Here is a 25,893-nt window from a genome sequence, read left to right on the forward strand (position 1 = left end):
GCGAGACGAAGGAGACCAACGATGATCGAACTGCGCCCATTCAGCAGCCTTGGCGGCGACAATCATGGCTGGCTCGATGCCAAGCACCATTTCTCGTTCGCAAATTATCATGATCCCAAGCGCGTCCACTGGGGCAATTTGCGGGTCTGGAACGACGACACGATCGCGCCGAACACCGGCTTCCCGCCGCACCCGCACCGCGACATGGAGATCATCACCTATGTCCGCAAAGGCGCGATCACGCACAAGGACAGCCTCGGCAATGTCGGGCGCACCGAAGCGGGCGACGTTCAGGTGATGAGTGCCGGCACCGGCGTGACCCATTCGGAGTATAATCTCGAGGCGGAGGAGACCCAGATCTTCCAGATCTGGATCATCCCGACCCGCAACGGCGAGCAGCCGGCCTGGGGCGCCAAGCCGTTCCCGAAGAACGATCGCGCCGGGCAGTTCGTCACGCTCGCCAGCGGCTATTCGGACGACAAGGACGCGCTGCCGATCCGGACGGATGCCAAGGTGGTCGGCGCCACCTTGAAGGCCGGCGAGACGGCGCAATACCGGATCGGCGCCGACCGGCGCGCCTATCTGGTGCCGGCGACCGGGGCGATCGAGATCGACGGCGTGCGGGTCAACGCCCGCGACGGCGCCGCGATCGAGAAACTGGACGTGATCGCAATCACTGCGATCGAGGACAGCGAAATCGTTCTGGTCGACGCGGCCTGACGGATCGGAAGCCGCCGGGACATCGTCCCGGCGGCTTCTCGTCAGAGGCGAAACATCGCCTCCAGCGCGATCATGCGGATGTTGCGGTGGGGCCCGGTGCGACGGAGGAAGTCTCCGGCGGCGAACATCGAGCCGGAGGCTGAGAAAGAGAGGAGGGGGTGCGGCGTCCAGGTCAGCACCGCCTCTGTTTGGGTGCCGATGTGACGGGCCTTCGTGCCGGCGCCCGCACGCAGCAGCGCACCGCCCATGTCGTAAATGCCGTCGCCGCGGCTCTGCCGCCAGTAGCGCACCCCGGCGAGCGACGCGCCGAAACCGCGGCCCAAATCGAGCTCCAGCGCCGGGTGAAGGTTGACGATATTGTACGGGCCGATCGGCGAGAGCTCACCGAAATATTTTCCTTTCGGGAACATCGGATTGAAGCTCTGCAGCGTCGGATCGGCGGGATCACGGTCGCCGCTGACGATGTTGGCGCGCACGCGCAGAAGCGGCCGAAGCGGACGCGACGGCGCGGCAAACGCGGTTTCGGTGGCGATCGACCAGGCCCGGATGGGGGCATCGCCGAAGCGCCCGCGCTGGCGCATCGCCTCCCAATTCCACGACCATGGCCCCGCGGTGCCGAACAGGCGCAGCCCGAGCGTGCTGCGCCGTTCGCGGCCCTCGCCCTGTTCGGAAGCCCCGGCCTCGCGGCGATAGGCGAACCGGTAGAGGTCGATCGACAGCGCCCCCGCGACCGGCAGGGTCGCGTAGACTCCGGAGAGGCGGCGATTGCCGTCGCTGCGGTCGTCAAAGTCACCCGGGCCGGCCTTTACCGGGCGGAGACGCAGCAGATCGAGCCTGGCGCCGCGGTGGGCGATGCCGCCGCGCCAGCCGTCGAACGGCAGCGGAACGTTCGGGCCGTAGCGCGCGCCGACCAGGCGCTCCGATCCGAGCGCCATCAGTGCGCGGCCGCCGCGCAGCATCAGGCTGGTCTCGCCCGCCAGCGGCAGCCGAAGCTCGGCGAAGCCCTGGAGCAGGTCCACGCCGGTGCGATCGAGCGGTCCCGCGGCCGGCGCGACGCCGCGCGCGCCCGCGGCGATGCCCTGGACGAAGCCGCGAAGCGGGCCGGCATGGAGATCGGCATGGGGCATGACTCGCAGCCACAGATAGCCGTCGTCCGGCGCCTCGGCCGCGCCCCAGCCATTGTCGTCAAAGCCTTCGTAGCGCAGGCGCGCTTCAAGTCCGGTGCTCAGCCAGGCGGCGCCTGAGCCGTCGAGCGGCCGATATTTGGCGCGCTGCCAGCGCGGCACGGCGTCCGCGCCGGCGAGCACCGACCAATCCTCCTCGTAACGGGTGGTATGGAATGCCGGGGCCCCGGGGCTCGCCGCCGCCGCCGGCGCGGCGAGCAGGGCGAGCGCCAGCAGAGCCGCGCCAGTCATGCCGGAGCGATCCAGTGCCGTACCAGCGGCGGCTCCGGGCCGAGGTGGAAGGCGCCGGCCAGATCCTGCTCGGCGCGATCGGCATTGGTGACGCGGGCATGCTGGCGGAGATGCTCGAGCCAGCTTTCGACAATGAAATATTCGATGATCGTGCCCGGCGCGCTCGCATCCTCGTACAGGCCCCAGGCGAGCGCGCCGTCGCGCCGACGGATCCGTTGCAGTGGCGCCATCGCACGCGCGAACGCGGCCGCGCGGGCGGGCTCCACCCGATATTCGATCGTCACCATCACCGGCCCGCGATCGCTCTCGATCTCGCCGCCGGTCTCGGGAGACGGCCAGTGGAGCGATGGAGCGAGATCGGCCGTCGCCGCCGGGATCGCGAAGCGGCGGGCGAGGATCGAAGCCGCCCCGAGCGCCGCCGCCGCGCAGAGCAGGGCAGTCGGAATGCCCGCCTGCGACGCCACCCACCCCCAAAAAGCGGCGCCGGCGGTCATCGAGCCCTGGAAGACGAGCAGATACAAAGCCAGCGCCCGGGCCTTGACCCAAGGCGCCGTCGCCAGCTGCGCGGCGGCGTTGAGCGACGACATCATCGCAATCCAGCCGATGCCGGCGCCCAGCAAGGCCGCTGCCGCCGCTGCGAAGCTGTGCGCGGCGGCGAGCAAGGCCGTCATCGCGGCGAACATCAGGGTGGCCGCGACGGTCACCACATTGGCGGACAGACGGCGGCGGATCCGCGGCAGCGCGATCGCTCCGGCGACCGCACCGAGACCGACGAAGGCGAGCAGGCCGCCATAGCCGCCCGCGCCGAGGCCGAGATCGCGCCGGGCGATCAGCGGCAGCAGCGACCAGGGCGCGCTGGCGAACAGGAAGAAGCCCAGGCTGCGCACCAGCACCGCCTGCAGATCGGGCGCGCGCAGCGCATAGCGAAGACCGCTGCGCAGCGCGCCGATGAAATGCTCGGCCGGCAGGGCGGGCGGGTTCTTCTGGCGCCGCCAGCGCAGCAGCACGGCGACGATGCCGAGCACCGACACGGCGTTCAAGGCGAACACGGCGGCGGGGCCGGACAGCGCGACGATGAGGCCGCCGAGCGCCGGACCGATCGCCCGCGCGATGTTGACGCCAAGGCTGTTGAGGGCGACCGCCTGCGGAATCGAGGCGGGCGGCACCAGCTCCGGCACCGTCGCCTGGAAGGCAGGTGCGCTCAGCGCGCTTCCGCAGGACAAGGCGAAGGTCAAGGCGAGGAGCAGGCCCGGCCCGGTCACGCCGGTCAGCGTCAGGCCGGCAAGCAGGGCGGCCACGGCGAGGCTCCACAGCTGCGCGGCGACGAGGAGGCGGCGGCGGTCGACGATGTCGGCGAGGGCGCCGCCGGGGAGGGCGAAGAGGAAGATCGGCAGAGTGGTAGCCGACTGGACCAGCGCTACCATCAACGGGCTCGGCGACAAGGACGTCATCAGCCAGGACGCGCCGATATCGTGCATCCAGGTGCCGATGTTGGACACGATGGTCGCCAGCCACAGCGCGCGGAACAGCGGACTTGCGAGCGGCGACGCAGGCGGCGGCGACACGTCGCTCACCGCCTGCGCCCAGCCGGGGTCATTCCGGCGGCGAGCATCAATCCGCCGATAAGACCGGCATGTTCGAGGAAGGTGTTGCGTTCGTGAAAACGGGCGACCGGCTCGGCCATCGACCAGAAGGGGTGGGCAATGATCGTCGCAAGCGCGGTGAACACGCCGAGCGCGCCGGCACCGACCCAGGTCCAGCGGTCGGCAACGACGAGGGCGGAGCCGAAGATCTGGACGAGAATGGTCGCGGTGACCACCAGCCAGGCCGGATCGAGCGCGAAATGGGCCGCTTCGGCGAAGGCGGCGTCGACATCGAGCAATTTGGCGATCCCGCTTGCCCAGAAGGGCAGGGTCAGGATCAGCCGTGCGGCGATCGCGAAACTACGCTCCCGCAGCAGGCGGGCGATCGGTGCGGGTGTCACGTCAGACCGCCCAGCAGCCGCAGCCCATCGCGCCCCAGAAGGCCTTGAGATCGGCGACGGGGGCCGCGGCGGCGAGGGCGGCGGCATGATCGTGGCCGTGAACGGCGCAGGAGGCGGCGCAGCCGCAAGCACCGGCGAGTTGCTTGCGATCGGCGCGATGATAGCCGCCGAAGGTCGCAACCGGCGACCAATCCGGCATGACCTTCGGGAGCGGAGGCGCGAGATCCCGATAGTCGTCCGATCCGTGGACAACACGGCCGCCGAGCAGCGTCAGCACCGAATGCAGATGCGGTATCTCGCTCTCGGCCACCGAGAAATAGTCGCCGGAGAGCAGGATCAGGTCGGCAAGCTGGCCCGCCTTGATCTGGCCCTTCTTGCCGACCTCGTTGGAGAACCAGCTGTTCGCTTCGGTCCACCGCCGCAGAGCGGTGGTGCGATCGAGCCGGTTGGCGGGCGGATAGAGGATCTGCCCGCCGACGGTGCGGCCGGTGACCAGCCAAGCGAGCGACACCCAGGGATTGTAGCTCGCCACCCGGGTCGCGTCGGTGCCGGCTCCGACCTTGAGCCCGGCGCGAAGCATGGCAGCGATCGGCGGAGTCCGCTCCGCGGCGCGGGCGCCGTAGCGCTCGATGAAATACTCGCCCTGGAACGCCATGCGGTGCTGGATCGCGATGCCGCCGCCAAGCGCGGCGATGCGATCGATGTTGCGCGCGCTGATCGTCTCGGCGTGGTCGAAGAACCAGTTGAGCCCGGACAGCGGAATGTCGCGATCGACCTTCTCGAACACGTCGAGCGCGCGGCCGATCGTTTCGTCATAGGTGGCATGGAGGCGCCACGGCCATCGGCGCTCGGCGAGCAGCCGCACCACCGGTTCGAGATCCGCTTCCATGTTGGGCGGCATCTCGGGGCGTTCGACCCGGAAATCCTCGAAGTCTGCGGCCGAATAGACCAGCATCTCGCCGGCACCATTGTGGCGGTAGGTGTCGTCCCCGTCGCCGGGCTTCACCTGGGTCGACCAGGTGGCGAAATCCTTGAGCTCTTCCTTGGGCTTCTGGGTGAAGAGATTGTAGGCGATGCGCAGGGTCAGTTCGCCGTCGCGATGCAGGCCCTCGATGATCTCGTAATCGTCCGGATAATTCTGGAAGCCGCCGCCGGCGTCGATCACCGAGGTGACTCCGAGCGCGTTCAGCTCGCGCATGAAATGACGGGTCGAGTTGCGCTGGTAGTCGGCGGGAAGCTTCGGCCCCTTCGCCAAAGTGGCGTAGAGGATGGTCGCATTGGGACGGGCGAGCAGCAATCCGGTCGGGTTGCCGGCGCCATCGCGGAGGATTTCGCCGCCTGGCGGGTTGGGCGTGTCCTTGGTGTAGCCGACCTGGCGCAAGGCCGCGGCGTTGAGCAGGGCACGATCGTAGAGATGGAGGATGAAGACCGGCGTGTCCGGCGCGACGGCGTTGAGCTCGTCGAGGGTCGGAAGGCGCTTCTCGGCGAACTGATGCTCGGTAAAGCCGCCGACGATCCGAACCCATTGCGGCGCCGGCGTGCGGGCGACCTGGGCCTTCAGCATCGCCATCGCGTCGGCAAGGGTCGGCACGCCGTCCCAGCGCAGCTCCATATTGTAGTTGAGGCCGCCGCGAATGACGTGGATGTGGCTGTCGATCAGCCCCGGCACCAGCCGCCGCCCGCCAGCATCGATGACCGTCGCGCCCGGACCGGCTGCTGCCCGGATCTCGGCTTCCGATCCGACCGCCAGGAACTTGCCGTCGCGAATGGCGAGCGCCTGCGCCTCCGGCTGTTCGCGGTCGAGGGTGGTGATGCTGGCGTTGACGATGATGGTGTCGTTCAAGGGCGTTCTCCCCGCACGGGCTGCGATGGGATTGGTGAGCAAGGCGGCTCCGGCCGCCGATGCGAGCGCCTCGCGGCGGCTGAGGCGGCTCATGCGCGGACGTCGCGCTCGGGCACAGCCTGGGGTCCCAGGACGTGGCGGGCGCAATCGGTGCGGACGTAGGCTATGACCGGCTTTCGCTGCACCAGCCGCTTCGCGATGGGCCCGATCTGCTCGCCGAGCAGGATGCCGAGCAGGCCGATAAGCGCGATCGCCGGCGGCGCGGGCGAGCGAACTCCCAGAAGCGAATAGAGGATGCCGGCCAGCATTCCCGCGCCGAGCGACAGCAGATAGGGTTTCATCACGCACGCCTCAGGGGAAGAGGAGAGGCGGGCCGGCGTTGGAGGGACGCAGCGCCGGCCCAGAGAGGCATCAGGCGGCGAGCGCGTGCCCGCCTTCCTGTGCACCGAACATCGTCTTGGCGTAGACGATGCCGAGCCCGTAGGCGCCGCCATATTTCCGCGCGACTCCGGTGGTCATGTCGTAGGTCTCGGTGCGCGCCCAATCACGCTGAAGCTCGAGCAGATATTGGAGCGCGGTCATCGGCCGTGCGCCGGCCTGGATCATCCGCGCCATCGCCCGTTCGTGTGCTTCGGCCGAGACGTCGCCGCAGGCATCCGCAAGGACATAGACTTCGAAACCCTGCTCGATCGCCGACAGAGCGGGGCCGACGATGCAGACTCCGGTCCAGAGCCCGGCGAGCACTAGCCGCGGCTTGCCGATCGCGTTGACGCGCGCGATGACGTTGACGTCCTCCCACGTGTTCATCGACGTGCGGTCGGTAGTTTCGACATCCGGGAGCGCCTCCTTGATCTCGTCGAAGACCGGCCCGGAAAAGCTTTTCTCGGCAACCGTGGTGACGATCGTCGAGACACCGAAGCCGGCTGCGGCATGCGCGACCAACGCGGTGTTGGTGCGCAAGGTGGCGGTGTCGATCGATTTGGTGGCGAACGCCATCTGCGATTGGTGATCGATCAGGATGAGCGTGTGATCGCCCGGGGTCAGCAGGGACTTTGCTGGCGCGGCAGTTGCGGTGACGGGCATGACTTTTCCTCCTCTGGCGCGCGCGGCGGCGGCACCGCGCCTTCGCGGCGCTCGACCTGGTTAGGCCAGGAGCCGCGCGGCCGCGTCATCCATCCGGGTATCCGCCGGACCCTTTCGGGTAAGCGCGCGCCTGCCGGGCCCCGCCGGTCTCAGGCCGGCGTCTTTTCGGCTCCGGACCGGGCGGAGCGTCTGCGCCGGCCGGAATAGGCGATGGTGCCCGGGACGACGAGCGCGACCTCGGTGCCGCCGGCTTGCCCCGACTGGATGTAGAGCTCGGCGTCGAGCTTGCGGGCGCGCTCGTGCATGCCGGTCAGGCCGAAATGCCCCTCGCGCTTGCCGGCGCGCAGGATGTCCGGCGGGATGCCGATGCCGTCGTCGCGGAAGCGAACCGCGAAGCTCGATCGGCGGAATGCGATTTCGATTTCGATCCGGCTTGCCAAAGCGTGACGCCAGATGTTGAACAGCGCCTCGTTGGCGATCCGCGCGACTTCGTCTCCGACCAATGAGTTGAGCGGCCGGACTTCGCCATGGGTGACGATGTGGACCCGGGTGCTGGTCGGGAAGACCTGACGCCGGACGATGTCGAGGATCATCGATTCGAGATCGTCGCCGCTCTCCGTCATGCGCAGGTCGCGGACGCGGTCACGCCCCTCGGCGAGCACCGCGTCGGCGCGGTCGAGCGCTTCCTCGAGCGCGCGGCGGGTGGGCTGTTCGGGCGAAACGTCGTCGGCGACCAGCTGGAAGCGCAGGATCAAGGCCTGGACACCCTGCAGGAGGGTGTCGTGGAGCTCGCGGGCGATGCGCTCGCGCTCGGCGAGCCGCTCGGCCATGCGGGTCCGCATCCGTCGGGCCAGTGCGCGCAGGCGCAGGCGGTAGAGCAGGGACAGCACGGCGAGGACTCCGATCCCGCAGAGGATCGCGAACAGCCGCGATTGCACGAAGGTCGGCGGGATCGTGAATTCCAGCGTCGCGCCCTCGCGATTCCAGATCCCGTCATTGTTTGCTGCGATCACCCGGAAGCGATAGGTCCCCGGTGCGAGATTGGTGTAGAAGGCCTGGCGGCGCGTACCCGGATCGACCCAATCGGTGTCGACTCCCTCCAGCAGATAGCGAAAGCGAACCCGGCTCGGCACCGACAGGCTGAGCCCGGTATAGTCGATCGCGAGGCTGCGCGTCCCGGCGGCAAGCGCCACCGACGCCGGATCCGGGTAGCGGCGTCCGTCGGCGGTCAAGGCGCGAATGGTCACCGGCGGCGCGATCCTGTTGTGGGTGAGCCGGGTCGGATCGACACGGACGACGCCTTGGCGGGTCAGGAACCACAAGCGGCCGTCGCCGCCCATCACCATCTGCAAGCCGTCGCCGCCCTGGGTGCGGCTGGCGAGGCCATCCTGCGCGTCGAACAGATCGTGGCGAAGAGGCATGTCCGGATCGGCGAAGGCGCGCTGGAGATCGCCCGTGCGGACGCGGATGATGCCCTTGTTGTTGATCATCCAGGTCTCGCCGGCCGGGGTGCGTGCGACCCCGCGGATGCCGCGAAGCCAGGGATGGCGCGCAATCGGGAGGCGCTGGAAGCGCTGCCCGTCCCACCGGGCGAGGCCGGTCCCGCCGCCGATCACAGGTGCATCGGCCATGCCGCGCACCATGGTGAGGCCGGCGACTCCGATCGCCCCGTTGTTCCAAAAGCGGGCCACGGCGCGATCGATGACGAGGACGGCACGCCGCTCGAGCACTACCAGGGTGCGTCCGTTCGCGTCGATGGCGATGTCCTGCGGACGTCCTGCCGCGGCAGGAAGCGGGACGATGCGCCAGCCGTTGCCGTCGCGCCGCCACAGGCCGCGATCGAATCGGGCGAGCCAGAGCCGTCCGTCCTTGTCCTCGCCGCAGCCGTTGACCGGATCCTGATCCGGCAGGGCGAGCGTCGCCGCAACGCGGCCGCCGATCAGGCGAAGCATCTTGCCGCGCACCGCCAGCCAAAGTCCGCTGGTGCGGCCGCGGCAGAGCGCGCGCGGCTCGTCGAGGCCGTTCAGCACCGGGCGGGGTTCCTCGCCCGGGCGGGCGCGATACAGCTGGTCGCCGCTGGCGATATAGACGGCGCCGGATTCGTCGGTGTTGATGAGATAGCCGAAGGCGGACGTTTTCGGCGGCAACGGGGCGGCGGCGACGTTGGCCTTGCGAAATTGATCGAGCCCCATCTCGGTCGCCGCCCAGAGATTGCCCTCCCGATCCTGGAGCATGGCGAGTGCCTGGTTGGACGTGAGGCCGTTGCCGGCATGATAACGGACCATGGTCTCGGCACCGCCGCGTCCCGGACGCGGAATGCGGAAGATGCCGCCGGTGTAGGTGGATCCCCAGAGCTGCCCGTCGCGATCGAACAGGATCATCGTGCGCCGCACCGGCGCCACCGCCGGGTAGAAGATCGGCGAGCGCGCAACCCTCGCGCCGCCGGCATAATCGGGCAGCATCCAGGTGCCGGACGGGTCGGAGATCCAGATGTCGCCGCGTGCGTCCTGCGCCATGCTGGCACCGTCGGCGATCCTCAGCCCACTCTCCTCGAAGCGTTTCGATCCGCGGCGGAGGAAGAGGAGATGGGTCTTGGTCGCAAGCCAGATCGTGCCGTCCCGGCTGGGAAGGAGGCTGGAGACGGGTTCGTCGGGAACGCCCCAAGCCGCGCCGATTCGTTCCCACGCGCCGCGCCGATAGCGTTTGAGCGCATTGCGGGCGCGGCCGCCTACCGCCCAGATCGTTCCGTCCATGTCTTCGCGGAACTCGGTGACCTCCCCGGGCGCGTCCGGCATGCCGGCCCGCACCATGCGTCCCGCGCGATACACTTCGGCGCCGGCCCCCCCGGCATAGCCGACCCAGAGGTCGCCGTTGCGCGCGGCGAAGACTCCACTGACCGGAATCGCGCCGGGCGGGTGGCCGGGGGCCGGCGGCACATGCTCGAAGCTCACGCCGTCGAAGCGGAACAGGCCTTCATAGGTGCCGAGCCAAAGATAGCCGTCCGGCGTCTGTGCCATCGCCTGGATCATGCCCGGCACGCCGTCCTTGCTCGTCCAGCTGCTGTGCGTGAACGGATCGGGTGCGGGTGCGGGTGCGGGTGCGGGGCCAGGGGCGGCGTCCACCGAGACCTGCAGCCAGCAGATCAGGAGGAAGCCGACGATGACGCGCGCAAGCCGCAATGAATTCCCCTGGCCGCGCTGAACCGGCAGGCGGCATCCTTCCAGCTCTCCAGTCTAGCACCGGCCCGACGCTGCCGGGAGGGACCCGATCGGGTAGAAGGCCGGAACTTGCCCGAGACCGGATCGAAGCAGGCTGCGGTGGGTTCATGGTGCGCGATCCTTGCCAGCCGCGTCTCTCGCCGTCCGCTTGTCCTTTTCGCAAAACTCGGTTTCGGACGATGCGTGCCGCGCAACGCCGCTCTCGACGAGTCTCTGCTAACCTTGCGCGGTCAGCGCGCTGTCATGGCCGCGGCCGAGCCCTTGTTCCGGCTGACGGTCGACGACACTGGGCCCGGCATCTCCACCGAGCTGCTGCCGCGCCTGTTCGAGGGCGGAATTACGACCAACAAGGTGGGAATGGGCGTTGGCCTGTGCATCTCGCGCACGATCATCGAGAATCACGGCGGCCGCCTGTGGGGGGAGATCCGCGCGATCGGTGCCCGGCTCGGGTTCGAGTTTCCGCTCCGCGGTGCCACGCAGCGGGTGAGAGCGACCGCCGCAGTGTCTCGTTGCTGCCGCGCTTATCGCGAGGCGAGCGGTGCGGCCGGGCTCCAGCGCCCGGATTCGGAGCGTTCGAGCGGAGTCGCGCATCCTTCGCACAAGGCGCGCAGCCCGGTTCCCTTGCGGGTTACCGAGGTGAGATAGGGCTGGTGGAGCCCAAGAGTGCATCGCCACGTCATGCTTCGATCATAATCCTCGCGCGCGGCGCGAAGAAGCAAAACCGGGCTGGCGCCATACGAATTGCGGGCGGTGTGGCCTCGCCGCCGCAACCTAAAGCAGTTTCCGGCGCGACACCGGCGCGCACGCGTCACCCTCCACAGGATTCGCGAACGATCAACTCGGTCGGCAGGCGCTTGGACAAAGGCTGGGCGCTGGGATCGAGCACCTGGGCGACGAGCAGGCGGCCGGCTTCCTGCGTGTCCTGGCGGATGGTGCTGAGCGTCGGCGTGCTGAGGCGGCTGAACAGCATGTCGTCGAACCCGATCACCGAAACGTCGCCGGGGATCGAACGGCCCGCGCGGCGAAGCGCACGGATCGCCCCGAGCGCGATCAGATCGCTCGCGGCGACGACACCGTCGATCTGCTCGCCGCGCTGGAGCAGGCCGCTGACGGCGGCGTCCGCGGATTCGAGCTCGAATTCGACCGGCAGGATCAGCGCCGGATCTTCCTCGATGCCGCCTTCCCTGAGGCCATCGAGATAGCCGCGCCGGCGCTGCTGCGCCTCGGGATCGCTGCCGCCGAGAAAGATGATCCGCTTGCGCCCAAGCCGCACCAGATGAAGAGTCGCCCGGCGGCCGCCAAGCCGGTTGTCCGAGCCGATCGAGCAATAACGCTGGCCGGGCATTTGCGCGCCCCAGACGACGAAGCGCGCCTTGGTGTCGACAAGCCTGTTGAAGCCTTCGTGCAGCATGCTCTGGCCAAGGAAGATCACGCCGTCGGCGCGGCTCGTCGTCGTCGTCAGCACCAGATCCTCGTAGCTGACCGGTGCGGTGTGGCTGACGGTGAGATCGCAATCCCGCGCACGGGCCGCCTCGCCGATGCCGGCGAGCAGTTCGAGGAAGAAGGGGTGGGAGAGCGGCAATGGCGCCGCGCGCATGTGGGGCGTGACGATGACGATCGAGCCTTCGGCGCCGATCGGCGCATGCGGCATGCTCGGCTTGAACGGGTAATTGTGCTCGCGGGCGAGGGCCCAGATGCGCTGCTTGGTCGGGGTGCTGATCAGGGCATGATCGTTGAGCGCGCGCGACACCGTCGACGGCGACACGCCGGCAAGCTTCGCGAGATCCTGGAGCGTGGTGCTGTTGCTGCTATTGGTGCCCATGAACCCCAAATCGGAAAAGAAGCGCCGGTTCGGATCAATTGCGCATCGAGAGGCAGCCATTGCAAGGGTCGGGGGAGAAAAGGGCGGCGGCGGCAGGGAAAGCGACGCTGCTGACCCGCATCCAGATCCTCAACATGTGCTGCGGCCTGTTCGGCGTGCAGGTCGTCTGGGGGCTGCAGAACGTCAACACCAGCCGGATCCTGCAAACGCTCGGCGCAAAGGTGGACGAGCTTCCGATCCTGTGGATTGCGGCACCGATCACCGGCCTGCTGGTGCAGCCGGTGATCGGATATCTGAGCGATCACAGCTGGGGACGGCTCGGGCGGCGACGGCCCTATATCGTCGCCGGAGCGGTGCTGACCGCGGCAGCGTTGATCGCGATGCCGAATGCGGAAAGCCTGTTCGCTGCCACCTTCATCCTGTGGCTGCTGACGGCATCGATCAATGTGGCGATGGAACCGTTCCGCGCGCTGGTCGCCGATACCCTGCCGCAGGAGCAGCGGACATCCGGGTTCGCGGCGCAAGTCTTCTTCATCGGCCTCGGCGCCGTGTTCGCGGCGGCGCTTCCATGGGTGCTGTCCCACTGGTTCGGTGTCAGTGGGCAGGCGGAGGCCGGCCGGCTGCCGCCGTCGGTGCACATGTCGTTCGCGATCGGTGCGGCCGCCCTCCTGGCTGCGGTCGGATGGAGCGTCCTCACGACCTCCGAGCGGCCGCCGGAATGCCTGGAAGCGGATCCGCTGTTCGACACGGAGCACCCGGTTCCGACCTCCACGGGCGCCGCGATCCTGGCCCGGAGCGGCGGACTGTGGCTGGCGGGCGGGTGCGTCCTCGGCTTCGCGGCCGTTCGGCAGGAATGGGGGCGTGAACTGCAGCTCGTTGCCGGCATCGCGATCGCCTTCGGCGTGTTGCAGGTGGCGGCCGTGCTTCTGCGCCGGGCCGGGCACAGCTCGATCGGAATGATCGAGATCGTCGAGGACATATTGCACATGCCGGTGGTGTTGCGGCGTCTCGCACTGGTCCAGTTCTTCACCTGGTTTGGCATGTTCGCCCTGTGGGTCTATGCGATCCCGGCCGTCGCGGCGCACCATTACGGCACCAGCGACCCCGCATCCCCGGCCTTTGGCGAGAGCGCCGACTGGGTCGGCATTCTGTTCGCCGAATATAACGCCGTGTCGGCTCTGGTCGCACTGGCTCTGCCGTCGCTGGTGGCGCGGATCGGCCGGCGTGCCGCGCATAGCCTCGCCTTGCTGCTCGGCGCCTCGGGCTTCGTCGGTTTCGTGTTGATCGATGCCCCGGGCCTGCTCTGGCTGCCGGCGATCGGGATCGGCTGCGCCTGGGCGTCGATCCTGTCGCTGCCTTACGCAATGCTCGCCGACGCCGTCCCGCCACGGAAAATGGGCGTCTATATGGGCGTCCACAACATCTTCCTGGTCTTGCCGCAGCTCGTCGCCGCGGCCCTGCTCGGCTTCCTGGTGCGCGCCGTCTTCAGCGGCGAAGCGATCCTTGCGCTTGCACTCGCGGCCGGTTCCCTGGCAACCGCGGCGGCGCTGACCTTCACCATCCCGCCACAGGGAGAATTGCCGACGCGGTGAATTCAACTCCACATTATGCAATCTTGCATAGTCGCCGGTAGAGACAAATTTCCTGAAAAGGTAGCGCTAACATGCAAAATTGCCTTGTGGGCTGTGCAAAATTGCGCAATCTTCCTGCAAGTCGCCACGACGCCTCGTGACGCGCGGAGTCGCCGCGCATCCCGGCCGGACGAGGCGGCGGCAGATCGAACCGTCGAAACAGGCGGGAAGCAGGAGGGAATCGTGAAGGCATCTCAGCGAAATTGCGCCGGAATCATGCTCCGCGGGGGCGTGTCGCTTCTCGCCCTGGCCGCGATGGCGAGCAGCGTCGGAGCCGAGGCGCAGACCGGCGACGCCGCGCGCGGAACCGCAGCCGCCGACGCCGCGGCCGTCGCGTCGGCAGCGGGAGGGACGGCGAATGCGGCGGAGACGCAGCAATCATCGACCGGCAGCACGAGCGACCTTGCTGCGACAAGCGACGACAGCAATGACGAAATCGTCGTCGTCGGCGTTCGCAACGCGCTCGGCACGTCGCAGAGCATCAAGAAGAATTCGGATACGTTCGTCGACTCGATCACTGCGACGGACATCGGCGCCTTCCCAGACAAATCGGCGGCGGAAGCGCTGGCGCGGGTGCCCGGCATCACCGTCAACCGGCTGCAGTCGGCCGACGACTCAACCCATCCTTCCGGCGAGCCGACGGGAGTCCTGATCCGCGGGCTTACCCAGGTCCGCACCGAGTTCAACGGGCGGGAGAGCTTCTCGGCGGATTCCGCGCGCGGGCTGCAGTTCAACGACGTCTCACCCGAATTGCTCGCCGGCGTCGACGCCTACAAGAACCAGACGGCGGAGATGATCGAGGGCGGGATCGCGGGAACCGTCAATCTGCGCACGCGGCTGCCGTTCGATCAGAAGGGGCTGCTCGTCACCGGCAATTTCCGTTACAATTACGGTGATGCCTCGGGCCGCTGGACGCCCGAATATTCGGCCCTGATCAGCAACGTTTTCGAAACCGACATCGGCCGCTTCGGCCTGCTCGCCAGCTACGCCCACAGCCATGTCGTGACTCGCACCGAGAGTGTGATCATGGACAAGATCGACACCTATTGCACGTCGGGCTTCGGCACCGCCGCAGCGGGCAACGTCAACGCGGACGGCAGCGTCAATTGCACGGCGAACCCATTTGGCGGGACCGGGTTCGCGCTGGCGCCGGACGGAATCCGCTATTCGGAGGTGGATTATGATCGCAAGCGCCGCGGCATCGCGCTTGCCGGCCAATATGAGAACAATGGCGGCACCGTTCTGGCGACCGTCCAGTATATCGATTCGAAGTACCGCAACGGATGGTTCGAGCGTGCAAGCCACGTCATTCTTGAAGGCGGCTATTTCGGAACGCCGGCCTTCAACCCGCGCACCTCGAGCATCCTCGGTTCGGCACCCGGTACCGGTCCGCTGGTCTTCGGTGCCGACGGTATGCTGCAATCCGGCACGCTGACCCAGCCGCACGGCAGCTTCAGCGGAACTTATGAAAGCCTGCAGGCGGCAATCAACGCGGGGTCCGCCATTCCCGGGGTGCCGTTCGTCAATTATTGCGGCGCCGGTGCCAATTGCGCGACCCTGCGCGACGGCCTCTATCTCCAGAACGAGGCACGCAACTTCGCGCATCGCGAAGGCACCCGCGATCTTTCCGGCAACATCAAGTGGGACGTCAGCGACCGGCTTAAGGTCAATTTCGATGCTCAGTATATCAAGGCATCGACCTACAATAACGACATCCTCGTCGCCGCTGGATCGATGGCCAATTACCAGTATCTGCATGACGGAGATGGGCCGCCGCAGGTAACCCTGCTGCCCGGATCGAACGTGAACTATGCGCCAGGCGGTCTCGCCAATCCGCACAATTACTGGATCCCGTTCATCCAGGGCCATGTCGAGGACAATGATGCCAACGCACTCGCGTTGCGCGGCGACGTCGAATATGATTTCGGGGACGACGGCGGCTGGCTGGACTCGCTGAAAGTCGGCCTCCGCCACGCCGATCGCAAGCAGAAGGTCCGCTATTCGACCTTCAACTGGACCCCGGTCGCCGCCAGCTGGAATTGCAACGGCCCCGGCTTCAACGCGGACAACACCACCGGCGGACCCTATCCGACCAACACCGGGAATTGCGCCGGCAATGCGGGTCACCCGGATTTCGCCGGCTACGGCGCGGGCATCTGGGAATCCTACCAGATGGACGGCTTCTACAATGGCGAAGTCTATCCCAACGGCGAACTCGTCTATCTCAATCGCGACACGCTCAAGGATTTCGACGGGCTGATCAATTCGCTGAGCGGCGCAACCACCCGCTCGCCGCTGCTGCCGGGCTATACCGCGATCTGCGACCGTGCCGAGGCGACCGTGGACGATTGCTTCACGCCGGGCGAGGTGCTGAGGGTTCGCGAGCGTACCAACGCGCTGTACGCGATGCTGCGCTTCGGCGGCGAGGACAAGACGATCTTCGGCGGCGTCAGCGTGGTCGGCAATGTGGGCTTGCGCGTGATCAGGACGCACGAGGATAGCGACGGCAGCCTCGCCTTTCCGGCGAGCAACATCTTCGCCAATCTTCCTGCCTGCGGTACGCCGCTCTCCGGCAACGCCATCGTCAATCCGAGCTGTTATCTAACGCCGGCCATCCGCGCATTCGCGAATGGCGGAGTGACTCCGGACAGTTTCAAATCCTCGTACACGAACTGGCTGCCGAGCTTCAACGTGCGCTTCGGACTCGACGACAAGAACTTCATCCGCTTCGCATATTCGAAAGCCCTGTCGCGACCCGACTTCGGCTATTTGCGCAATTCGGTGGCGATCAACGCGCCCGTCATCAACACCGGGCCGGATTCTCCCTACATCGTCTACAATTCACCGACCGCGGCGCATGTGGCGGCGAACGTCACCGGCTACAACTTCGTGTTCCAGGCGGATTCCGGCAACGCTGCGCTGCGCCCGATCAAGGCCGATCAGTTCGATATCTCCTTCGAACGCTATATGGGGCAGAGCAGCTCGCTGACGCTGACCGGCTTCTACAAGAAGCTCAACAACAGCATCAGCTTCGGCCAGTTCGACCGCATTTTCACCAACAACGGATCGACCCAGACAGTCCGCATCCTGGGACCGAGCAATGCCGATGGCGGCGGCGAATTGCTCGGCTTCGAGGCGGCGTACCAGTCCTTCTTCGATTTCCTGCCGGGGATCCTCAGCGGCCTGGGGACGCAGCTCAACTACACCTATGTGCATCAATCCGGGATCAACAATTCCAACCTGCTGAACGCGTCGTCGAGCGGCAATGTCGGCGCGGTCGGCGCCGGGCAGCCGGCGCTCGGCGGCACCGGATCGGTGATCGACTCCCACCGCCTCGCCGGCATTTCGACCCACACGTTCAACGCGGTCGCCTTGTACGAGAAGGGGCCGGTCGGCTTCCGCCTCGCCTACAATTGGCGCTCGCGCTACCTGACCCAGAATCTCGATTGCTGCATCGGACTGCCGGTGTTCCAGAAGGCGGCCGGCTATCTCGACGGATCGATCCGCTTTTCGGTCAACAAGTTCCTCGAACTCTCCGTCGACGCCAGCAATCTGCTCAACACCAAGAGCGTCTACCAGCAGCAGATATTCGGCGATTCTCCGGCAACGCCCGGAGCCACCCCCGTCTATCGCGACTCCGCCTGGAGCCGGGTCGACCGCCGCTTCCAGTTCGGCGTTCGAGCGAAGTTCTAAAGTCTCCCCTGGCGCCGCCGCGACGCGATCGCGGCGGCGCGCTTTTTCGGGGGCGTGAACCGGAAGCAGACGGACCCCGAGCAAGGCCGGCAGAGGAGCGTGGGTGGATCCACGCGGAGCACTTCAAGGCCAGATCTGCCTGCCTGAACAGCCGCTGTCGCAGGCACCGTATCGATACTCTTCGCCCGCATCCACTTCCCCTCACCAGCAGCGAGTTAGCGCCATGTTCTTTCGCCTATGCCTTGCCTCGGCCCTCTTCTCCGTCTCCGCAATCGCGCAGGCGGCGGCGCGCGAATGCGCACAGTCCCCGAACAGGATCCTGGAAGTGTGCGTGACGGTGGACGGCGGGGCGGCGCGCTATTCGGTCAGTAGGCTTGGCAAGCCGGTGCTGGCACCGTCCGCGCTCGGCCTGACCTTCAAGGGGGAAGGGGCGGCGCGCTACACCGGCCTGTCGAACGTGCGGCGCGGGCGCAGCGACACGCAATGGGAGCAGCCTTGGGGCGAGCAGCGGCTGATCCGCGACGATCATGTCGAGCTGGCGGTGACGCTGGCCGGCGACACGCCGCTCAATCGCACGGTGGGCGTGATCTTCCGTCTGTTCGACGACGGCATCGGCTTCCGCTACGTCTATGGCGACGTGCCCGCCGGGCAGGCGGTCGAGGTCGCGTCCGAGCGGACCGAGTTCCGCACCAAGGGCGCCTATCAGGCCTGGTGGTATGAGGCCCTTGGCCAGGAGCGCGACGAATATCTCTACACGCAAACGGACGCGCGGCGTATCACCACCGCCGAGACGCCGCTGACGATGAAGGGCGAAAACGGCCTCTATCTGTCGTTCCACGAGGCGGCGCTGATCGACTATCCGAGCATGCTGCTCGCCGGCGACGGTGCGGGGACGCTGACCGCGCGGCTCATGCCGTGGCCGGACGGAGTCGCCGCCCGCCGACGCGGGCCGTTCGAGACCCCGTGGCGGACGATCCTGATCGGCACCAGCGCCGGTGCGCTTGCCGACAGCCGGATCGAACTCAACCTCAACGCGCCCAACAAGCTTGGCGACGTATCGTGGGTGAAGCCGGGCAAATATGTCGGGATCTGGTGGGAGATGCACCTCAACCGATCGACCTGGGGGAGCGGCGCCAAGCACGGCGCGACCACCGCAAACGCCAAGGCCTATATCGATTTCGCGGCCCGCAACGGATTCGACGGAGTGCTCGTCGAAGGCTGGAACAAGGGCTGGGACGGCGACTGGATCGCCAATGGCGACAAATTCGATTTCACCAACCCTTATCCCGATTTCGATCTGAAGGCGGTCACCGATTATGGCCGGCAGAAGGGCGTCAGGCTGATCGGCCATCACGAGACCGGCGGCGCCGTCGTCAATTACGAGAACCAGCTGGACGAAGCCATGAAGCTCTACGAGCGGGTCGGCGTCGCCGCGGTGAAGACGGGCTACGTCAAGCATAGCGGCACGATCACCGATCGCGAGGGGGGGCGGCAATGGTTCGCCGGCCAATATATGGTCCGCCACAATCTCAAGGTCGCCGAGACTGCGGCCCGCTACCACATCGCGATCGACGCGCACGAGCCGGTGAAGGATACCGGGCTTCGCCGCACCTGGCCGAACATGGTCAGCCGCGAGGGCGCGCGCGGGCAGGAGTTCAACGCCTGGGGGCGTCCGACCAACCCGCCCGAGCATCTCACCATCCTGCCGTTCACGCGCATGCTTGCCGGCCCGATGGATTATACGCCGGGCATCTTCGACCTGACCTTCGGCCAGACCGAGCTCACCCATCGCGTCCAATCGACCCTGGCGACGCAGCTTGCCGAATATGTCGTGCTCTACAGCCCGATCCAGATGGCCGCCGATCTTCCCGAGAATTACGACGCGCGTCCCGACGCATTCCAGTTCATCCGCGATGTGCCGACCGACTGGGAGATTTCGCGGACTTTGCAGGCGGAGATCGGCGATTTCGTCGTGGTCGCGCGCCAGCCGCGCGGCGGCACCGACTGGTTTCTCGGCGCGATCACCGACGAGAGTGCGCGGACGCTGACCCAGAGCCTCGACTTTTTAACGCCGGGCAAGCGTTATGAAGCGCAGATCTATGCCGACGCGCCGGGCGCGGACTATCGCACCAATCCGCATGCGCTGCGCATCGAGCGCAAGATCGTGACCAGCCGGGACCGGCTGGTTCTCGATCTTGCGCCCGGCGGAGGCGCGGCCATTCGGTTCAAGGATGTTGAGTGATCCAGGGCGCCGACGGTCCGGCGACGCCGCCGCAGTTCCGCTGGTGCAAGACTGAGTGCCGCTGGTGCAATGGCGACCCAATTGGGTGCCGAGGCGATTGCTTTATCCTGCGTGATGCAGCTCGAGGAGTCGGGCGCAGCAGGAGAATGATGATGAAGTCCGTGTTCTTTGCCGCAGGAATGGCCGCCTTATTCGCAGTCGTCGCACCCGCGGAAGCGCAGGCGCGCTATTGCTGCAAGACCAACCCCGCCATCTGCCAGGCGATATGCGGAAGCAGGTGCTGCGGCGACACCAAGGCGCTGTCGGCGGGGTGCCAGGGCGGAGACCTGTCGAAGATCCCGACGGCGAACCTGCAGGCGGAGCTGAAGTCGGCGGGCCGCAACCCCGAGATGAGCAAGCTGCTGCGCGCCGAGCTTTCCCGCCGCTCCGCCGTGCGGTCGGGAACACCCAAATAATGCAGGATGGCGCGGCCTGCCGGGCGGTTCAGCCGCCGCCGGCCCGCGCCATGCATTCGACCTCGACCAGTGCGCCCATCGCCAGCCCGTCGGCGCCGAAGGCGCTGCGGGCGGGTAGGGCACCGGGCTTGAAGTAGGTGACGTAGACCGCGTTGAACGCGGCCCATTCCGCCATATTTTCGATCATCACCGTGCACTTGAAAACGTCGTCCCAGCCCGCGCCGCCGGCCGCGAGCACGCTGGCGATATTGTCCATCACCTGCCGCGCCTGCGCTTCGATCCCGTCGGGCAAGGTGCCGTCGGGCCGGAGCCCGATCTGCCCGGAAAGATAGAGAGTGTCGCCGACCCGAACCGCGCTCGAGAAGGGCAAAGGCGTGCCGCGTGCCGCCGGTGCCGGGTAATGCTTCATCGGCGTCTTCGCGGCCACCGGCGCGCCTTGCAGGAAGGTCGCTGCGACCAGGATCGCGGCTGATATCGTTTTCATCTTCGTCTCCCTGAAAGCGTGCAGTCAGCGCGTCCACGCCCTGCAGCGAGCAACACGCATCCCCTTCGTGCGGTTCACGGAAGAACCTCGAGCACAGGCTTCGCCTCGGCGAGTTCTTTCGCCGCTTGTTCCGCAAGGAAGCTGCCGATCACGCGGCGATCCGCCGCCGAGAGCGTGAGCGCAACGGACGTGAGGTTCTCCTTTTCGCGTCGTGCAAGTCGGGACTCTTCGGCCGCATAAGCCGCGACAAGCTCATCCAGATTCGCCCGGGAAGGGTTTGGGCTCGCAAGCTGCTCGCCGATTGCGCGCTCGATCTTTGCTCGTGGATGGCGGTCGTCGGGGCGAGCGTCCCTGTTTTCCCGCTCGACCAGGCGCTTGATGCCCTCCTCCGACACGCCGATCATGCGCATCCACGCCGAGGCCAATTCCGTCGCGCCGGCGAAGGGTCTGGATGGCTTCAGCGCTTCGTCCGCGCCGGAAACGATGAAGGCACCGAGCGTGCGCCGATCCTGGGGCGAAAGGCGGAAGGCGGCGGCGATAAGTCCGTCCTTCTTCGCGCGTGCGCGCTGACCGTGCTCGGCGGCGAGTTCGGCGGTAAGCCGGACAAGCGATCTCGGGTCAGGCTCGGCGAGGGCAATCTGCTCGCCGAACGCCTGCTCGATCCGATAGAGTTTCTGCCAGTCCCGAAAATCGCTGCTTGCCAGCGCGTGTTCGGCCCAGATCCGCGTTCCGTCGGGCGACAGACCGATAAGCTGCGATGTGCTCTGAACCCGCTCGAGATCCTCGGGCGATGGCGACGCGGCTAAGGCGGGATTGGCAACAAGAGCAAGGACGAGCGCCGCTGGGGCAAGCAACCGGAACATCATGGCCGCAGGATAAGCGTTGCGGCGGCGCGAACAAGCCCCGCGAAATGCCGATGCGGGTTTCCCGGGCGGCCACCGACGATCCCGCTCGGGAGCTTCTTCCTCGGACCCTGATAGCTGCGCGGCGTCGGCAGCGGCGGAGAGGCCTGAGCGCTTCGCCCCTCCGCCGCGATGCTTCGGCTTATTCCTCGGCCGCTTCGGCCTCTTCCTTGGTCTTGTGGCTCACGCCCTGCTCCTCGGCGGGCGGCGAGTAGACGGTGAACAGCTTGAGCGGCTCTTCGCCCTTGTTGATGATATTGTGCTTCGATCCCTTCGGGATGACGATGATCCGGTTCGGCACCACCTTGGTGCGGCTGCCTTCCACCACCGCCTGTCCTTCGCCCGAAACGAAGAAGGTGGTCTGATCCGCATCGTGCGTCTCTTCGCCGATATCGTCGCCGGGCTCGATGCTCATCATGACGATCTGGCAATTCTCGTCATAATAGACTTCCTTCTGGAAGTTCTTGTTCTTGGTGGTGAGATCGATGATGTCTTTGTTGAATACGGCCATTGCCGGTGCTCCAGTCTGAAGAAACGCCTGAGCGTTTCAGCGTGATTTAGAAAGTGCGGCCGAGCTGGTCGAACAAGCCGGTCGTGTGCCCCAACGTCGGGTGTCGACGATGGGTCCACTTCACCGCTGAAATCACGTGACCGCCGTGCGCAGAAGCCTCGCGCGGGGGATGCTCAGCTGAACACCTCTCCGAGATCCTGCGGGGTCGTGGGCCGCTTTCGCGAAAGGCCGAGAAGCAGCCATGGCAGAATGAACCAGCCGAAGGGGAATGCGAAGCCGGCGAGAGCCCACCAGCCCGAGCGGCCGGCGCGACGGAACAGCTTCCAGAACGGGATGACGAAGATCATCGTCATGATCACAATCGGCAGATACTGAGACAGGGTCGCGCTCACGCCGCCGCCTCCTCGTCCGGTTCGGCTTCGGCCGCTGCGGCTGGGGACGCCGCCAACCCGCCCATCGTGACATAATCGAGCTTGCCGGTGCCGAGCACGGGCAGGGCATCGATGATCCGGATGTCGCGGGGGAGCATGAGCTCGGTGACGCCATTGGCGCGCCCCCAGCTCTGCAGCGCCTTGGCGTCGGCATCCTTGCGGGTGGTGAACAGCACGAGCTGCTCGCCCTTGCGCGGATCGGGGCGGGTGACCACCGCATGGTCGGCATCGGGCCAGAGCGCGGCGGCATAGCCTTCGACCGCGGGCAGCGAGACCATCTCGCCGCCGATCTTGGCGAAGCGCTTGGCACGGCCGCGGATGGTGACGAAGCCCGCGTCGTCGATGGTGACGATATCGCCGCTGTCGTGCCAGCCGCCCTCGGGCGGCTGGAGCAGGCCCGGCGCTTCCGACTTGAGATAGCCGGCCATGACGTTGGGACCGCGAATGTAGAGGCGGCCGCCGACGTCGATGCCGGGCACGTCCTCGAGCCGTGCCTCGATGCCGGGCAGCAGCCGGCCGACGCTGCCGGCACGGAAATGCATCGGCGTATTGACCGCGATCACCGGCCCGGCTTCGGTCGCGCCATAGCCTTCGAGGATGCGCAGGCCGAACTTGGACGCGTAGTTTGCGCGGGTCTCGTCGCGGACCCGCTCGGCACCGGCGAAGATGTAGCGCAGGGAGTAGAAATCGTAGCCGTGCGCCATCCGCGCATAGCCCGACAGGAAGGTGTCGGTGCCGAACAGGATGGTGGCGTTGGCGTCGTAGGCGAGCGCCGGCACGATCCGGTAATGGAGTGGGCTCGGATAGAGCAGGGTCTTCACGCCGTTGAGCAGCGGCAGCAATGTCCCGCCGGTGAGCCCGAAACTGTGGAAGACGGGCAGCGCGTTGAGCACGACGTCGGACGCGTTGAAATCGATGCGGGCGGCGAGCTGGCGGCAGTTGGACAGCAGATTGATGTGGCTGAGGACGACGCCCTTGGGGACGCCCTCCGAGCCGCTGGTGAACAGGATCACGCCGGGTGCGTCGGGCGCGACCCGCACCGGTCGCGGCGAGAATGTGGCGGCGAGGAGCGCGCGGAGCTTGGCGAAAGCGCCGATGGTTGCACCGAGATCCTCGAGATAGACGATCGTCTTGCCCTCTGCGGCAAGGCCCGCGACCGTGTCGCCGAGCTTGGCCTGTTCGACGAAGGCGCGGGCGGTGACGATCGTGCGGATTTCAGCGGCGGTGCAGGCGGCCTTCAGGTTGGTGAGCCCCGCGGTGTAGTTGAGCATCGCCGGCACCCTGCCGAAGGCGTGGAGGCCGAAGAAGGTGACGACCACCGCCGAGACGTTGGGCAGCAGGACGCCGACCGCCTCTTTCTCGGCGGAGCCAGCGGCGAGGGCGCGGCCGAGCGCCAGGCTGCCGGTGACGAGGCGGCCGTAGCTGAGCGGCTGGCGCTTCACGTCCTCGACGATCTTCGCCTTCGCGCCGTGGATCTTCCGCGCTTCGAGCAAAGCATCATAGAGGCTTTGTTCGCGGTTCGAGGTCGAGAAGATCATCTCGCTCATCTCGTCGTAGAGCCGCCGCCCGGCGATCGCACGGCGCTCGCGGGCGCTCATCGCGCCCTCGATCGCGAACCGGCGCGGCGGCAGGATGGTGAGCCGGACCTTGGGGAAGGTGCGCAGGCGGACCTTGCCGCGCAGACGCGAGAAAGGCGAGAATTGGGCGCCGTCGATGCGCACCGGCACGATCGCCGCATCGGCCTTGTCGGCGACCATGCCGGGCCCGTCGAACACCTTCATCAGCGCGCCGGTGACGGTGATCCGGCCTTCCGGGAAGATCACCAGGGTACGGCCTTCGCGGACCGCGCGGACCATCGCCTTGGCCGACATCGGGTTGGTCGGATCGACTGGGAAGGCATCGAACAGGCCGAGGAACGGACGCACCCACCAGGCCTTGGCGATCGCGGTGTGGACCGCGAAGGTCGGCTTGCCCGGCAGGAATGCGGCGAGCAGCAGGCCGTCGAGGAAGGAGACGTGGTTGACCACCACGACCGCGGGGGCGCCGGGCCTCGGCATATTCTCCGCGCCCGAAATCTCGACGCGATAGAGGAGCTTGAGCAGGCCGCGGACGACGGACTTGATCACCGTTTCCGGCAGCAGCCAGCAGGAGATCAGGGCGACCACCAGGGTGGCGAAGCCGAGCGTCCCGACGATGCCGGGGACGGTGACTCCGGCCGCAAGCAATCCGGCGAGCGCGGCGACCATCAGGACGGTGATGATCGCGTTGATGATGTTGTTGGCGGCGATCGTCCGCGAACGCTCCTCGGCCGGGCTGTGGACCTGGAGAATGGCGTAGAGCGGAACGATGAACATGCCGCCGGCGAAGGCGATGCCGGCGAGATCGACGAGGATCCGCCAGCTGCCGTCGGATGCGAGGAATTGCGCGATGCTCGCCCCGGTGACGCCGGGCTGGTAAGCGCGGGTCGACAGCCAGAGATCGATCATGAAGCCGGCCAGTGCGAGCGCCGAGACCGGCACGTAGCGGGCCGAAACTTCGCCGCCGAGCAGCTTGTTGACCGCGACCGAGCCGAGCGCGACCGAGACCGAGAAGATGAGCAGGAACAGGGTCGCCACCTCCTGCTGCGCCTGGAGGACGTTGCCGACCAGAGGTGCGAATTCCGACAGGAGTACGGCACCCACGGCGAAGAACCAGCTTATCCCGAGGATAGACAGCCACACGCCGCGGCCGTGGCGCGCACCCTTGAGGATCGCCCAGGTGCTGCGGAAGATGTTCGGATCGACCCTGAGGCCGGTTGCCGTCGCCGGCGCGCTCGGCACGGCGAGGCTGAACAGGAAGCCGATGACGGCAAGGCCGGTGGCGATCAGCCCCGCTTCCCACGGCGGCACGATCCCGCCGAGCAATTGCCCGCCAAGGATGGCGAGGAAGGTGCCGGCTTCGATGAGGCCGGTGCCGCCCATCACTTCATTGGGACCAAGGTGCTGGGGAAGGATCGAATATTTGACCGGTCCGAACAGGGTGGAATGGACGCCCATCAGGAACAGGCTGCCGAGCAGCAGCGGCACTGCCTGGAACCAGAAGCCGGCAAGCGCGACCGCCATGATGCCGATCTCGGCCGCCTTCACGATCCGGACGAGCTTCGCCTTGTCGGTCGAGTCGGCAAGCTGCCCAGCAAGCGCCGAGAACAGAAAATAAGGGAGGATGAACAGGCCGGTGGCGATCGTCGCCAGCATCTCCGCCTTATCCGGCGCCGCCGCGTACAGGCCGAAATTGGCGAGGAAGAGCAAAGCGAACTTTAACAGATTGTCGTTAAACGCCCCCAGGAACTGGACGGCGAAAAGCGGGCCGAAGCGGCGCTTGCCGAGCAGGGACAGATCGGGTGCGGCCATGTGTAACTCCCTCGTGATCCCCAGTGTCTCGCACAGAATTTATCACCGTTCAATTAAAATAATGGACGCT

The 25,893-nt window shown here is 67.0% G+C and carries 19 protein-coding genes; 6 read left to right on the forward strand and 13 right to left on the reverse strand.

What is annotated here, in order from left to right:
* Positions 1-21: 21 nt before the first annotated feature.
* Complete coding sequence (locus tag C7I55_RS10070) at positions 22-720, forward strand: pirin family protein (protein ID WP_106512801.1); 699 nt, start codon at positions 22-24, stop codon at positions 718-720.
* A gap of 41 nt (positions 721-761) precedes the next feature.
* Here C7I55_RS10070 and C7I55_RS10075 read toward each other — a convergent pair whose 3' ends face one another.
* The 7 genes from C7I55_RS10075 to C7I55_RS10105 form a co-directional block, all read right to left on the reverse strand.
* Positions 762-2,135 (reverse strand): alginate export family protein, encoded by a 1,374-nt coding sequence (locus tag C7I55_RS10075; protein ID WP_106512802.1) that lies wholly within the window; start codon positions 2,133-2,135, stop codon positions 762-764.
* Complete coding sequence (locus C7I55_RS10080; RefSeq protein ID WP_233222141.1) at positions 2,132-3,709, reverse strand: MFS transporter; 1,578 nt, start codon at positions 3,707-3,709, stop codon at positions 2,132-2,134. Before C7I55_RS10080 ends, C7I55_RS10075 begins: the two co-directional genes overlap by 4 nt.
* Complete coding sequence (locus C7I55_RS10085; RefSeq protein ID WP_233222142.1) at positions 3,706-4,119, reverse strand: DoxX family protein; 414 nt, start codon at positions 4,117-4,119, stop codon at positions 3,706-3,708. The genes C7I55_RS10080 and C7I55_RS10085 overlap by 4 nt, the downstream gene beginning before the upstream one ends.
* A 1-nt stretch (position 4,120) precedes the next feature.
* Positions 4,121-6,055 (reverse strand): amidohydrolase, encoded by a 1,935-nt coding sequence (locus C7I55_RS10090; RefSeq protein ID WP_106512804.1) that lies wholly within the window; start codon positions 6,053-6,055, stop codon positions 4,121-4,123.
* On the reverse strand, positions 6,052-6,303 hold the full coding sequence (locus C7I55_RS10095) for a DUF1427 family protein (RefSeq protein ID WP_106512805.1): 252 nt from the start codon (positions 6,301-6,303) through the stop codon (positions 6,052-6,054). The genes C7I55_RS10090 and C7I55_RS10095 overlap by 4 nt, the downstream gene beginning before the upstream one ends.
* A gap of 70 nt (positions 6,304-6,373) precedes the next feature.
* A complete protein-coding gene (locus C7I55_RS10100) occupies positions 6,374-7,045 on the reverse strand; it encodes a hydrolase (RefSeq protein WP_106512806.1) in 672 nt (223 codons plus the stop codon).
* Between the two features lie 149 nt (positions 7,046-7,194).
* The gene (locus C7I55_RS10105; RefSeq protein ID WP_106512807.1) at positions 7,195-10,224 is read right to left on the reverse strand and encodes a ligand-binding sensor domain-containing protein; all 3,030 of its coding nucleotides are present in this window, start codon (positions 10,222-10,224) and stop codon (positions 7,195-7,197) included.
* 282 nt (positions 10,225-10,506) lie between these two features.
* Here C7I55_RS10105 and C7I55_RS29200 point away from each other — a divergent pair, with 282 nt between their 5' ends.
* Positions 10,507-10,908: an ATP-binding protein gene (locus tag C7I55_RS29200; RefSeq protein WP_146150988.1), complete on the forward strand. Its 402-nt coding sequence runs from the start codon at positions 10,507-10,509 to the stop codon at positions 10,906-10,908.
* A gap of 163 nt (positions 10,909-11,071) precedes the next feature.
* Here the strand turns inward: C7I55_RS29200 and C7I55_RS10120 are convergent, their stop codons facing one another.
* Positions 11,072-12,085 carry a LacI family DNA-binding transcriptional regulator gene (locus C7I55_RS10120; RefSeq protein ID WP_106512809.1) on the reverse strand — a complete coding sequence of 338 codons (1,014 nt, stop codon included), beginning with the start codon at positions 12,083-12,085 and terminating at the stop codon, positions 11,072-11,074.
* A gap of 59 nt (positions 12,086-12,144) precedes the next feature.
* Between C7I55_RS10120 and C7I55_RS10125 the strand changes: the two genes are divergently transcribed.
* The 4 genes from C7I55_RS10125 (at position 12,145) to C7I55_RS10140 (ending at position 20,106) form a co-directional block, all read left to right on the forward strand.
* Positions 12,145-13,677 (forward strand): MFS transporter, encoded by a 1,533-nt coding sequence (locus tag C7I55_RS10125; RefSeq protein ID WP_233222143.1) that lies wholly within the window; start codon positions 12,145-12,147, stop codon positions 13,675-13,677.
* A 222-nt stretch (positions 13,678-13,899) separates the two neighbouring features.
* A complete protein-coding gene (locus tag C7I55_RS10130; protein ID WP_233222144.1) occupies positions 13,900-17,409 on the forward strand; it encodes a TonB-dependent receptor in 3,510 nt (1,169 codons plus the stop codon).
* Between the two features lie 223 nt (positions 17,410-17,632).
* Entirely contained in the window at positions 17,633-19,651 is a 2,019-nt protein-coding gene (locus tag C7I55_RS10135) for a glycoside hydrolase family 97 protein (RefSeq protein ID WP_106512810.1), read from the forward strand.
* A gap of 152 nt (positions 19,652-19,803) precedes the next feature.
* A complete protein-coding gene (locus C7I55_RS10140; protein WP_146150989.1) occupies positions 19,804-20,106 on the forward strand; it encodes a hypothetical protein in 303 nt (100 codons plus the stop codon).
* Between the two features lie 28 nt (positions 20,107-20,134).
* Here C7I55_RS10140 and C7I55_RS10145 read toward each other — a convergent pair whose 3' ends face one another.
* The 5 genes from C7I55_RS10145 to C7I55_RS10165 all read right to left on the reverse strand — a co-directional run bounded on the left by C7I55_RS10145 (position 20,135) and on the right by C7I55_RS10165 (position 25,823).
* A complete protein-coding gene (locus tag C7I55_RS10145) occupies positions 20,135-20,590 on the reverse strand; it encodes a RidA family protein (protein ID WP_106512812.1) in 456 nt (151 codons plus the stop codon).
* 74 nt (positions 20,591-20,664) lie between these two features.
* Entirely contained in the window at positions 20,665-21,453 is a 789-nt protein-coding gene (locus C7I55_RS10150) for a hypothetical protein (protein ID WP_233222145.1), read from the reverse strand.
* A gap of 181 nt (positions 21,454-21,634) precedes the next feature.
* Positions 21,635-22,003, reverse strand: a complete 369-nt coding sequence (locus tag C7I55_RS10155) for a cupin domain-containing protein (RefSeq protein WP_106512814.1) — start codon at positions 22,001-22,003, stop codon at positions 21,635-21,637.
* Positions 22,004-22,176: 173 nt separating this feature from the next.
* Complete coding sequence (locus tag C7I55_RS10160; protein ID WP_106512815.1) at positions 22,177-22,395, reverse strand: hypothetical protein; 219 nt, start codon at positions 22,393-22,395, stop codon at positions 22,177-22,179.
* The gene (locus C7I55_RS10165; protein ID WP_233222146.1) at positions 22,392-25,823 is read right to left on the reverse strand and encodes an acyl-[ACP]--phospholipid O-acyltransferase; all 3,432 of its coding nucleotides are present in this window, start codon (positions 25,821-25,823) and stop codon (positions 22,392-22,394) included. The genes C7I55_RS10160 and C7I55_RS10165 overlap by 4 nt, the downstream gene beginning before the upstream one ends.
* Positions 25,824-25,893: the final 70 nt, after the last annotated feature.

This window comes from Allosphingosinicella deserti, from assembly GCF_003012735.1.
In the GTDB taxonomy this organism is placed as follows: Bacteria; Pseudomonadota; Alphaproteobacteria; order Sphingomonadales; family Sphingomonadaceae; genus Allosphingosinicella; species Allosphingosinicella deserti.